Source organism: Xanthomonas sp. 4461, from assembly GCF_024806475.1.
Classification (GTDB): Bacteria; Pseudomonadota; Gammaproteobacteria; order Xanthomonadales; family Xanthomonadaceae; genus Xanthomonas; species Xanthomonas arboricola_F.
In genome coordinates this window covers 756,905-769,938 of the sequence record NZ_JANTYV010000001.1, presented here as the reverse complement: position 1 = coordinate 769,938, position 13,034 = coordinate 756,905, and the positions used below count along the sequence as shown (strand labels likewise).

Annotated in this window: 6 protein-coding genes; 3 read left to right on the top strand and 3 right to left on the bottom strand. The window is 64.6% G+C overall.

The features are described from left to right. Nucleotides 1–92: 92 nt before the first annotated feature. The 3 genes from FHY19_RS03195 to FHY19_RS03185 are packed head-to-tail and all read right to left on the bottom strand — an operon-like array spanning nucleotide 93 to nucleotide 1,894. The gene (locus FHY19_RS03195) at nucleotides 93–662 is read right to left on the bottom strand and encodes a YceI family protein (RefSeq protein ID WP_259151949.1); all 570 of its coding nucleotides are present in this window, start codon (nucleotides 660–662) and stop codon (nucleotides 93–95) included. Nucleotides 663–671: 9 nt separating this feature from the next. Further along, complete coding sequence (locus FHY19_RS03190; protein WP_259151948.1) at nucleotides 672–1,235, bottom strand: cytochrome b; 564 nt, start codon at nucleotides 1,233–1,235, stop codon at nucleotides 672–674. Continuing rightward, a complete protein-coding gene (locus FHY19_RS03185) occupies nucleotides 1,232–1,894 on the bottom strand; it encodes a YceI family protein (protein WP_259161547.1) in 663 nt (220 codons plus the stop codon). The genes FHY19_RS03190 and FHY19_RS03185 overlap by 4 nt, the downstream gene beginning before the upstream one ends. A gap of 96 nt (nucleotides 1,895–1,990) precedes the next feature. Between FHY19_RS03185 and FHY19_RS03180 the strand changes: the two genes are divergently transcribed. From FHY19_RS03180 to FHY19_RS03170, 3 genes are all read left to right on the top strand, one after another. Then, nucleotides 1,991–5,554, top strand: a complete 3,564-nt coding sequence (locus FHY19_RS03180) for a hybrid sensor histidine kinase/response regulator (protein WP_259161544.1) — start codon at nucleotides 1,991–1,993, stop codon at nucleotides 5,552–5,554. A gap of 82 nt (nucleotides 5,555–5,636) precedes the next feature. Beyond that, entirely contained in the window at nucleotides 5,637–9,200 is a 3,564-nt protein-coding gene (locus FHY19_RS03175) for an ATP-binding protein (protein WP_259161534.1), read from the top strand. 65 nt (nucleotides 9,201–9,265) lie between these two features. Then, a complete protein-coding gene (locus FHY19_RS03170) occupies nucleotides 9,266–12,829 on the top strand; it encodes a two-component regulator propeller domain-containing protein (RefSeq protein ID WP_259161525.1) in 3,564 nt (1,187 codons plus the stop codon). The last annotated feature ends 205 nt before the right edge of the window (nucleotides 12,830–13,034 follow it).

Below are 13,034 nucleotides of genomic sequence, written 5' to 3'. Positions count from 1 at the left end.
GCGGTGTCATTCAATCACCAGGCATAAAAAAGCGGCGGACCCGACGAGGTAGTCCGCCGCTCAGTGGCCGCGTCCGGTTGCGGCCTGTGGCCTTACTTCGCCTTCAACACGACCTTGGTGCTGATCGCGGTTTCGTTGGGGATGGTCTTGGTGTCGGCCCAGTCGCCGCCGCCCACGCCGAAGTCAAGCCGCTTTACCACCGCCTTGCCTGCTAAGACGGGCTGCGCGCCCGGCGTCCAGGTGAAGGTCAGCGTGACCGGCTTGCTGACGCCGCGCAGTTCCAGGGTGCCGTCGGCCGCGTATTGATTACCGCCGAGCGCACGGAATTTGTCGGCGCGATAGCGTGCGGTGGCAAACTTGGCGACGTTGAAAAAGTCCGGGCCTTGCAAGGTCGAATCGCGATCGTTGTTGCCGCTGATCGCGCTGGCCAGCGGAATGCGCACATCGAGCTTGGCTGCGGCCAGATTGGCCGGATCGAAACTCAGCGTGGTATCGAAGCCGGGGAACTTGCCTGTGAACACTTCGCCGTCGTACTTGCTGGCAAACACCAGGGTCGAGCCGGGGGCCTGGACGTAGTCGGCGGCCAGCACCGGCGCGGTGGCGAAGGTGGCGACCAGCGACGCGGCGACCAGCAGGGGAGAGGCGAACAACTTGGACGACATGGGGAATCCTTAGGGTTTGGAGGACAGCCAGCCGCGCGGCAACATCCGCGCCAATGTGGCATCACGCTGGAAAATGTGGTGATACAGCGCCGCGCCGGCATGTGCCAGCACCACGGCGATCAACAACCAGAAGCCCCACTCGTGGATGGCGTGGGAGGTGGCACGTAGCTGCTCGTCCGGGCCACTGAGCTTGGGCACTGCGAACAGGCCGAACCAGCGGAACGGGCGCAGGCCGCTGCTGGAGTCGTACAACCAGCCCGACAGCGGCATGGCGAAGATCATGGCGTACAGCAGCCAGTGGGTGAGCCCGGCAATGCGCTCCTGCCAGCGCGGCGTGCCGGCCACCGGTGGCGGCGCGCCGGCGTAAAGGCGCCAACCCAGCCGCGCGATCACTAGCGCCAGCACGGTCAGCCCCACCGATTTGTGCGCGGTGTAGACCCAGAAGTATTTCGGTGTCTTGGGCAGTTCGCCCATGGTCAGGCCGACGATGCCCAGCACCAGAATCAGCAAGGCGATCAGCCAATGCAGGGCCTGGCTGACACCGCCCCAGCGCTCGATGTTCTTCAGGGTCATGTTCGCGATTCCGGGCTGGCAGCTGCGTCAGGGCTGGTGGGTTCGGCTTGCGGCGGCGCTGTGTCGTCGTCGGCACGGCCTTCGCGCACGGCTTCGGCTTCGATGCGCAGTTCCACGGTGTCGCCGATCATCGATTTCCATGCATCGATCCCGAACTCCGCCCGGCTCAGCGTGGCGGTGGCCGAGAACCCGGCAGTGCGGCGAAACGGCGGCAGCGGGTGGCGCTTGAGCGCGTTCAGGGTGACGTCCAGGGTCACCGGGCGGGTGACGCCGTGCAGGGTCAGGTTGCCGGTGACCTTGGCGTGGTTCTCGCCGCTGGCCTCCACGCGCGTGGAGACGAAATGCGCGTCGGGAAAACGCTCGGCGTCGAGTAGGTTGCGTGCCAGGGTGGCCTGGTTCCACTTGGCATCGCCCAGGTCGGCGCGGTGCAGCGGCACCGTCACGTCCAGTCGTGCGGACGCCCAGTCGTCCGGGTCGAACACCAGCGTGCCGCTACTGCCCGACACGGTGCCCAGGGCCTTGGAAAAGCCGGCATGTTCGATCGCGAACAGCACACGGGTGTGCACCGGATCCAGCGCATAGCGCACCGGTGCGGCGGAGGCGGCCAGGCTTGTCAGTGCCAGGGCGGGAAGCAGCAGCAGGCGGGCGAAGGGCGTCATGGGCGGATTCTAGACACATCCCGGTGCCGCGCGCGCGGCTTGCGCTTGCAACGATCCATTGCGAGCATGCCGGCTGGACGTGGAAAGGATTCCCGCATGCGTGGTCTGTTACTGGGGTTGCTGGTTGCGCTGATGGCAGTGCCGGCCCTGGCCGAGGTGCCCGCGATCCCGCGCTTTCGCATCGTGGGCGCGGCCGAAGGGCTGCCCTCGACCATGATTACCGCAATCGCACAGGATCGTGCGGGCTATCTGTGGATGACCACCACCGATGGCCTGGTTCGGTATGACGGTGCCGAGTTCAAGGTATGGCGTAACGACCCGACCGATCGCTACTCGCTGCGCAGCAATGCCTTGCAGGCGATGTATATCGACGACCAGGATCGCATCTGGCTGGCGCTGGCGGGCGCCGGGCTGGCGATGCTGAGCGCCGATCGCAGCAAATTCACCGCATATCTGCCCGACGACGTTCCCGCGCTGGGGTCGGGAGATATCTATGCCATTGCCGGCCGGGGCGATGAGATCTGGCTCGGCATGTCGACCGGCAATGTCTTGCGCCTGGACGCCAAGGGGAATTTCAGCTCACTGGATCTGTCCAGGATGGAGGATCCGCTAGACCCCAATCCGGTCTACGCCCTGGCCCTGGACGACCGGGAGCGCATGTGGATCGGGACGCTCGGCGGTTTGGCGTACTACGACGGGCTGGCCCTGCATCGCGTGCGACCGGATGGCGACGCCAGCGGTATCAATGCGCTGCAGTGGGTAGGGCAACGGCTATGGACCTCCTCGGATACCGGCTTGCGCTACATGGATTCCTCCGGGGGGTGGCATACACCCGCGTGGGCCTCGATGTTTGCGACAGGAAATCGGGTCTGGACGGTGGCCGATGCCGGAGATGGCGAATTCTGGCTTGGCACCGAGCAGGGGCTATGGCACACCCGTGCCGGTCATCCACCGGCGCCGGTCAACAACGGTGACCAACCATTGGTTTCCAATCGGCATGTCACCACGATCTGGCGAAGTCCGCACGGAGGAATCTGGGTGCCCCTGCATGGACGTGGGCTCGCCTACCTGCGCGAAGACTGGCGTCGGACCGCAGCCTTCAGGCAGGTGAACGATCAGGGCAAAGGCATCTCCTGCAGTCTTGCGCCGGCCAATCGCTCTGGCGGCCTGTGGCAGTTCGATGGCAGTGGCAGGTTGTTGCGCTACGACACCTCGTCAGGCGCCTTGGTGCAGACCGGAGTCCAGCATCCGGATCTGCGTGAGATGGAAGTCACCTCTGCGCTGGAAGACCGTCGCGGGCAGCTCTGGCTCGGTAACAATCAGCATGCACTGTCGCGCCTGGATCTGGCGACCGGTGAGCTGACGCATTTCATCGGGGATGGACCCGCCGAGGCGGCGCTCTGGATCGGGGAGCCTGGCGATGGCACCGTGTGGGCAGCGTTCGAGCAAGTGATCCAGCGACGCGACCTCGTCAGTGGGCGCGTTCTGGAGACGATCTCCTCGAACGATCTGCATGGCCTGAAGGAATTGCCGTACTACCAGATCAACATGGGGCCGGATGGGCGCGTGTGGATCAGCGCTACCGGTGGCGTGTATGCCTGGCATGCCGAAACGCATCGATTCATGCTGGTGCCGGGGCTGGATGTCGACTTCATCCAGCGCTTTGTGGTCAAGGATCGCAATCGCATCTGGCTTTACCGCCCCGGTAGCATCGAGCACTGGGCGCAACGTAATGGCGTCTGGAAACGGGTAAGCCGCATTCGCGCTGCCGAAGGATTTCCCGCCATGGATGCCTACGGCTTCGAGCTGGACGCGCTTGGTCGTGTGTGGATGTCCGGCGCACGTGGCCTGTGGCGCATCGACCCGCGGACAACGCCTGCCAAGATCCGCAGTTTCAGTGCGCGCGACGGCTTGACCAGCCAGGAGTTCAGTCGCAGCTGTCTGCTGATGTCCAACAACGGTGTGCTGGTGGGCGGGACCGCCGATGGATTCACCTTGATGATCGACACCAATGCGCCGGATGTTCCCTCGTTTACCCCGCAGATGCGGTTGGAAGCGGTGAGCGTCCAGCAGGGCGACCGACGTCGCGCATTGCCGATCGGCGGTGGCTTTGCGCTGGTGCCGAGCGATCGCCAGTTGCGCGTCAATATGCGCCTGCTGTCTTTCATCGACCCGATGGCCAACCGCTACCGCACGCGATTGAAAGGCTTCGACACCGATTGGGTGGAGCATGGCGCTGCGGGCATGCGCGAATTCTCCTCGTTGCCGCCGGACGATTATGTGCTTGAAATGCAGGGTGTCGATCCGCTCGGCAATGCATCGCAGGTGCAATCGTTGCGGTTTTCAGTGCTGCCGCCCTGGTGGCGTAGCGACCTCGGTATTGCGTTGACCTGCATGCTCGGTCTGCTGCTGAGTGCACTGCTCGCCGCGGCCTACCGCCATCGCGTGCGCATGCGGGCGCAGTGGCAGCTGGCCCAGCACAAGCGCGAGCTGGCCGAGCAGGCGTCGTTGGCCAAGACGCGTTTTCTGGCGACCTTGGGGCACGAGGTGCGCACGCCGATGACCGGTGTGCTGGGAATGAGCGAGTTGCTGCTGCAGACACCGCTGGATGCGCGCCAGCAAGGCTATGCCGGCGCGATCCAGTCGGCCGGCAAGCACTTGCTGCGCTTGGTCAACGATGCGCTGGATCTGGCGCGGATCGAAGCCGGCAAGCTGCCGCTGGACAATCGCGATTTCGATTTGCGCCTGCTGATCGGGCAGGCGGTCGAACTGGTCCGTCCCAGTGCCGAGCAGAAGCAGCTGGCCTTCGAATGCGAACTGGACGACGCGCTACCGCCGGCACTGCATGGCGATGCCAGCCGGGTGCAGCAGATTCTGCTAAATCTGCTGTTCAATGCGGTCAAGTTCACCGAACGCGGCAGCGTGCAATTGCGCGTGTCGGCGTTGTCGCAGAGCCCCGCACAAGGCATTCGGTTGGAGGTGCGCGATACCGGTCCCGGCATGAGCGCCGAGCAACGTGGGCGCCTGTTCCAGCGCTTCGAACAGGCCGAAGGCGCACTGACCCTGGCCCGGCATGGCGGCAGTGGGCTGGGCCTGGCGATCTGCCGCGAGCTTGCTGCGGCGATGGGCGGGGTGGTGAGGGTCGAGAGCGAATTGGGGCAGGGCGCGTGCTTCGTGGTGGAGTTGCCGTTGCGTTGGGTTGCGACGTTGCCCGCGGCGGTAGCCACTCCGGCACACGCGGCCGCTGCCCGGGATCAGGCGCCGCTGCAATTGCTGCTGATCGAAGATGACCCGACCGTGGCACAGGTGATCGTGGGCTTGCTGCAGACACGCGGGCACCAGGTCACCCATGTCCTGCACGGGTTGGCCGCCCTGGCCGAGGTGAGCACACGCAGCTTCGACGCGGGGTTGTGCGATCTGGATCTGCCCGGCCTCGACGGTGCTGCACTGGTGGCGCAACTGCGCGCACGCGGGGTGCGCTTCCCGATCGTGGCGGTCACGGCACGGGCCGACGCCGATGCCGAGCCGCAGGCGATGGCGGCTGGCTGCAATGGTTTCCTGCGCAAGCCGGTCACCGGCGAGCTGCTGGCCAACGCCCTGGCACGGGTGCTAGCCGACGCTGCGGACTTGCGGAACAGGGGCGAGGGCGCTGTCGACTAGGGGCAAGTGTGCGGTAGCAGGTACAGTGCAGTCCGGCCGGGGAGTGCGCGCGACCGCGCAGGTGGCTGGGACAAGGACGACGATGAAACAGGTAGTGCTGTTCGTGCTTGCCGTCATGGCGCTGTTGATCGGCGTGGAGGCAGCGGCGGTAAACCAGATCGAGACGCCGCGGATGCGTCGGTTCGGCCCGGCCGAAGGCCTGCCTTCGCGCATGGTGCTGGCACTGGCGCAGGATCGGCAGGGCTATGTCTGGGCGGCGACCAGCGACGGCCTGGCGCGCTACGACGGTATCGGCCTGCAGGTGTGGCAGCACGACCCGCACAACGCGCGCTCGATTCCCGGCAACGAGGTGGAAACGCTGCTGGTCGACGATCGCGACCGGGTGTGGCTGGGCGTCAACGACTCGCCACTGAGCATGCTCGATGCAGACCGTGCGGTATTCACCAGTTTTCCGGACGTTGCGCACGCCTGCGTCGGGCAGGTCTGGGCGCTGGCGCAGGCGCAGGGTGCGCTATGGATCGGAAGCAGCGGCGGTGGTCTGTGCCGCCGCGAGGAAAATGGCCGTATCACCGTCTTCCGTGCCACGCCCGATGCAGCGGACGGACTGCCCAGCGACACCATCATGAGCATGCTTACCGATGCACGCGGCCGGTTGTGGATCGGGACCGCAGGTGGGCTGGTGATGCGCGACGGTGATCGCTTCGTGCGCATCGCGCCGGACAGACTGGGCGCGATGGTGTTGAAGCTCAGCAAGGATCCCGATGGCACGCTGTGGGTGGGAAGCGGAAAGGGCCTGTATCGGGTGACACCGGCCGGGGTGCTCGAGCCCGCACCCTGGGAAGGAGCCTCCGGCGTGCGTGCCGGCACCGTGGTGCACGACGTGCATGGCGGTTACTGGGTGGGTGCGGCCGATGGGTTTTTCCGCGTTGCGCCGGGCGAGACCAAACTGCGCGTCATGGAGGGCGATCGTGGCAGCGGCTTTCTGACCGCCCATAGCGGCGTGCTCGATGTCATGCAGGACGGTCAGGGCGGTTTATGGCTGGGGCTGATTTCGCAGGGTCTGGCCTATCTGCCGCCGGATTGGCGGCGCTTCTCCACGATCCTGCAGGCGCAGGGCAAGCCGCTGGAAAGTCTGTACCTGATGAACGCAGCCGCCGACGGCGACAGCTTCCTGGTGACGACCGGCGAAGGGGTGTATCGCGTCGGCGATCAGGGCGAGGTCGTTCCCGTGCTGCACAGCGATGTGCTGGGGGGCCGCAGCGTGCAGTCGGTGCTGCCGGCCGGCGATGGCAGCCTGTGGGTGGCGCTGAGTGACGGCGTGTTGCGTTATCAACTAAGGACCGGCGAAAAACACGCGCTGGCGATGCAGTTCGGCACCTCCGACATCCATCGCGTGGAACTGATGACGCCGGGCATCGATGGCGAGTTCTGGCTGTCGATCGTCGAAGGCGGCGTGCAGCGGCGTGCGGCAGATGGTCGCCTGCTGGCCACATTCCGCTTCGGTACCGACCTCAGCGAGGTGGGCGGCATGGTGCAGCAACTGCTGGTTCGGCCGGATGGCTCGGCATGGGTGGCCGCCGGCGACGGGCTGTGGGTGTGGCAGGGCGAGCGCTTTCGCAGGGTGATCGGCGGCGCCGACGCGGTACATGAAGTCTATGCGTTGGCGTTCGTAACGCCGCACGAATTCTGGGCCGGGCGGCACGGCGCGATCGAGCGCTACCGCTGGGATGGCAGCCACGCGCGGCTGCTGGAGCGGGTGGGGCATGCACAGGGCTTGCCCTCCACCGAGATCCGTGGGCTGGCGCTGGGCGGCACGGACACCGTGTGGGCGACCACGTCGCGTGGCCTGTACGCCTACCGGCGCGGTCAGCCGCAGGTGCGCATGTTCGGGCAGCGCGACGGCCTGCCGGACAGCGAATTCTCGATGCGTCCCCCGGTCACCGGCCCGAGCGGGCAGGTGCTGGCGTTGACCACCAGCGGCATCGTGTTGTTCGATCCCGCGCAGGCCTTTGCGCCGGCACCGGTGGCGCGGCTGGTGATCGAATCGGTGCAGGTCCGCCGCAACGATGCCGAGCACCCGCAGCCGCTGCCGCACAAGGGCACGATCGTGCTGCAGGCGCGCGATCGCGATCTGCGCATCAGCGCGCGGTTGTTGTCGTTCGTCGATCCTGCCTCGGCGCGCTATCGCTACCGTGTGGAGGGCTACGACGCGGGGTGGGTGGAGCAGGGCGCCACCGGCGAACGCGTGATGTCGCGGCTGCCGCCAGGCGACTATCGCATCGACGTGCAGGCGCGTACCGGCGACGGCGACTGGATCGCCGCACCGTCCCTGCACCTGCAGGTGCGTCCGCCGTGGTGGCTGAGTACGCCGGCGCAATTGGTCGCGGTGCTGTTGGGCGTGCTGCTGCTTTGTCTGGGCGTATGGGGATGGCGGCGACGCGTGCGCCGACAGCAGGAGTGGGTGCTGGCGCAGCAGCGCCAGCAACTTGCCGAGCAGGCCTCGATTGCCAAGTCGCACTTCCTGGCGACGCTGGGGCATGAGGTGCGCACGCCAATGACCGGTGTGCTGGGCATGAGCGAGCTGCTGCTGGCCACGCCGCTGGATGCCAAACAGCGCAGCCACGTCGATGCGATCCGCAAGGCCGGCGCGCATCTGCTGCGGCTGGTCAACGATGCGCTGGATCTGGCACGGATCGAAGCGGGAAAGCTGGAATTGGTGCCGCAGCCCTTCGATCCATCGCAGCTGACTCAGGAACTGGCCGATTTCATGCGGCCCATCGTCGAGGCGCGTGGGCTGCGGTTTCATTACCGCAATCAGCTGCCCGCCACTCTGTCAGTGTTGGGCGACGCCACGCGGGTGCGGCAGATCCTGATCAACCTGCTCGGCAATGCGATCAAGTTCGTCGAGCGCGGTGAAGTGGGGCTCACCGTCAGTCGGCATGGCGACTGCCTGCGCTTCAAGGTCCGCGATTCCGGTCCAGGGATCGGGCCCGAGCAACAGAAGCGTCTGTTCCAGCGCTTTGAACAGGGCGAGGGTGCGCGCACCAGCTCGCGCTATGGCGGCAGCGGGTTGGGGCTGGCGATCTGCCAGGAACTCACGGTGGCGATGAAGGGCCAGATCCGTGTCCGCAGCCGATTGGGTGTCGGCACCCAGTTCACCGTGGATCTGCCGTTGCCGATCGACCGATCGGCCCCGCGCAGTGCTGCCGGCGAAACACGCACCCCGGCCGGCGCGCCGCTGCGCATCCTGCTGGTGGAAGACGACCCGACCGTGGCCGAGGTGATCAGCGGGCTATTGATCGGGCGCGGCCATCGCGTGGTGCATGCCGCACACGGTCTGGCGGCGTTGTCCGAAGCGGTCGATGGCGGCTTCGATATCGCGCTGCTGGACCTGGATCTGCCGGGCCTGGACGGCTTTGCACTTGCCTTGCAGCTGCGCCGGCTTGGTCACGGCTTCCCGTTGCTGGCGGTCACCGCACGCGCCGATGGCGATGCCGAACGCCTGGCGCGCAGTGCCGGCTTCGACGGATTCCTGCGCAAGCCGGTCACCGCCGATTTGCTGCTGGAAGCGATCGCGGCTGCGCGCGACGTGGCGAGTGCGTGCGCGGCACTCGCCGATGGCGCTGCATCGGGCGTCTCCGAGTGAGGCAATGCCTACTTGCTCATGCTCGATGTGGCCCGCACTATGCTGCGACCTGCGGTGAAATTTTTATGCCACGTCTGCGTTTTTGTTCCAATTTCAGTCGCACCCTTGCTGCACTGTGGTTGGTCCTGTTGATCACAGCGGTGCCCGTGCTTGCCTCTGCGGCAGTGCCGACGACTCCTGTGCCGATCCAGCTCACCGTGGCCGACGGACTTCCTTCCAACACGGTCAATGACTTTGCCGAGGATAGAAACGGCTACCTGTGGCTGGCAACGGCCGATGGTCTGGCCAGGTTCGATGGGCGGAGTTACCGCATCTGGCGGATGGAAGACGGGCTGACAGACAATTTTGTCTGGGCCCTAGGAGTCGATGCAGACGACGGGGTGTGGGTCGGTTTGGATAATGGTGGCGTGGGTGTTCTGGACGCAAAACGACGCCTATTCAAACCATTGGAGAGCGCACAGTTTCCTGAGCTCAGACGCAGCACCGTGTGGGCGATCGCGCAGACGCCCGACGGCGATCTATGGTTTGGAACTTCAAGAAACGGCCTGTATCGGCGGCGCTCGGACGGCAGTATGCAGCGCTTTACGTTTGTGGCAGACGATGCGAAGAGCTTGCCGGGAAACAACATCGCCGCCTTGCGTGTCACGCCTGACGGGTCGTTATGGATTGGAGGCAACTCAGGCGTGGCGCGCTGGACAGGTAAAAACTTTGAGCGTGTAAAGCTGCCTGGAAACATGCAATATTCTAACGGGATGCGACTGGATTCGCGTGGAACTCTTTGGGTCACTGACGGAAATTACCAGCTATATCGGCTGAATTCAAAAAGGCAATTTGTAACGCAGCCTTGGTATGAAAATAAAAAAGATCAACGTGTTATAGGTGTGTTACTGCGTGATCGGGCCGGGCGCTATTGGCTGGATACGATGGCCGGTCTAGGGATATCGAATGGTAAGGATGTCGTTAACGTACCGATCTACAGCCTTTCTGCCCATGGGCTGATAAAGCCGAGTTGGTCCAGTGCCTACGAGGATCGTGAGGGTGGCATATGGTTTGCCAGCCTTAATGGTGGTCTTTGGCATTTGCCTCCTAATTGGAATACTTTCGCGGTACTGTCTTATCACACCGACGATCGTCAATCGATTTCCAATCCGTTCGTAAAGGCTTCGGCAGTTTCCGCATCTGGCGGAGTGTGGATTGCCGGGACGCGTGGCGTTCTTGAGCGTTTAGATCCAAATAGCGGGGTGGTGGAACGTCATTTGCAACCAATCTATGAATTGCGCTGGCCAACGTCCCTGGTCGAAAGTCGAAGCGGCTACGTTTGGATAGGTCTTCCTGAATCGCTGGTCCGCTATGATCCGCGCACCAAACAACGGAAGCGCTGGCCGCTTTCTACCGGGTCGGCATCGATGAATTACGGCAATCCGGAACGCCTGGCGCTGGATGCGCAGGGTCGGTTGTGGATTTATCTGACCAATGCCGGACTGCAGATTCGCGACGGCGAGGGACGGCTCATTCGGGAGATAGCGCACGGAAGTCATGGCCTTGAGACCGCTAACGTCTATGACCTCAGGCTCGGTCCCGATGGGCAAATGTGGCTTGCCAGCTCGACTGGTTTAAGGCGCTGGGATCCAAAAGCCGATACTTTCGTCATGGTGCGAGGTGCACCTGCTTCAACGAATTATGTGTTCCGTTTCACCGACTCGGGCGTTGTCTGGATCGGGTTGATGGGTGAGTTGCGGCGCTACCTCTGGGATGGCACGCAACTCAAACATTTGGACACGATCGACAGGGCACAAGAGTTTCCCATGGTGGCGCCTAATGGACTTGTGGTGGACGGTGCCGGCGTGGCCTGGGTATCGAGCGCGCGAGGTCTGATCAGAGTGGACCCCGCCAGCAAAATGGTGCGGGTTTACGGGGTTCATGACGGACTTCCCAATCAGCAGTTTCAGGAGAACACACTTGTACGCGCAACTGGCGGGCAGATTCTGGGCGGAACGCCTGATGGTGTCGTGCTGTTCGATCCAACCCAGATGCGTCCGAATACACGCCAGCCGCCGCTGCTGATCGAGCGCGTAGGTCTGCGCCGTGGCGAGCGCGGACTGGATGTCACCGGTGTGGAGCCGCTACAACTGCAGGACGGCGATCGCGATCTGCATATCGTCGCGCGCATGCCGACCTTCACGCATTCGGAGTCAACCAGCTACCGCTTTCGTTTAAGCGGTTACGACCCGGACTGGATCGACGTCGGGCCCGGTGGCGAGCGCCTGTTTTCGCGCCTGCCTTCCGGGCATTACACGCTGGAAGTGCAGGGGAGGACGGCAGACGGCATCTGGTCAGCGAGCCAGACCTTACGTTTTCAAGTATTGCCGCCATGGTGGCTGTCGCCGTGGGGCTTGGGCCTGCTGGCCCTGTTGAGCGTGTGCGTCGTCGTTGCGGCCATTTTGTTGTACCGCCGCCGTCTACGACGCCTGAATGCCTGGCAGTTGGCGGTGCACAAGCAAGAAGTCGCCGAGCAGGCGTCACTGGCCAAGACGCGGTTTTTGGCAACGCTCGGCCACGAGGTACGCACGCCGATGACCGGCGTGCTGGGCATGAGCGAGTTGCTGCTCAAGACCTCGCTGGATACCAAGCAGCGCAGCTATACCGATTCCATCCGTCGTGCGGGCGCGCATCTGTTGCGGCTGGTCAACGATGCGCTGGATCTGGCGCGCATCGAATCCGGGCGGCTGGAACTGGATCTGGAGCCATTTTCAGTGCGCCAGCTCGTGGCCGAGGTCGAAGCGCTGATGGCGCCATTGGCTCAGGAGCGCGGCCTGCGTTTCAGCCTGGAAATCGGCCTGTTTGGCGATATCACTGCCAGCGGCGATTCGACCCGCATTCGGCAGATCCTGCTCAATCTGCTCAGCAATGCGATCAAGTTCACCGAGCGCGGTGTGGTTGGCCTGAAGTTGACCACGCTCGGTTCCTATCAGGGCCTGCGGTTTGAGGTGGCCGACACGGGGCCGGGCATCAATGCCGAACAGAAGGCGCGGCTGTTTCAGCGCTTCGAGCAGGGCGATGGCGCCAAGACCAGTTCGCGCTACGGCGGCAGTGGTCTGGGCTTGGCGATCTGCCAGGAACTGGCCCTGGCGATGGGCGGGCACATCGAGGTGATCAGCCGGCTTGGCGCCGGGACGAGGTTCGTGGTGGATCTGCCGCTGCGCTGGGTAGCTTCGAACGCGACGCTCGGCGGCGAAGCGGGGCGTGCCGGTGCTGCGGTCGCGCCGCAGCGCATCCTGCTGGTGGAGGACGACCCGACCATCGCCGAGGTCATCGTGGGCCTGCTGCGCGCGCAGGGGCACTCGGTGGTGCATGCGCCGCATGGTCTGGCCGCATTGACCGAGGCTGCCGACAATACGTTCGACCTGGCATTGCTGGATCTGGATCTGCCCGGGCTGGACGGGTTCGCATTGGCGCGGCAATTGCGCGTGTTCGGCTACGAGATGCCGCTGATTGCGGTGACCGCGCGTTCGGATGAAGCCGCCGAACCAGGTGCGCAGGAGGCCGGGTTCGACTGCTTCCTGCGCAAGCCGATGACCGGCGACATGCTGGCCGACACCATCGCCGAGGCGTTGCGCAGCAAGCGCTGACAGGCAGCGCGGATGCCCCTGACTGAGCGAACGCTGATTGGCTGCGATGCAGCGCGTTCGCCAGGGAACGGTCTGTTTGAACCGTCATTCAAGGCCGTGATGATTTGGCCAGGGCACGAAGGCCCTGGCGGCACACTGTCGGTCTTGCGCTCGCTGTTCGCGACCACTGCGGCACAGGGCGGGTGTTGCAACGACGCTACCGCAC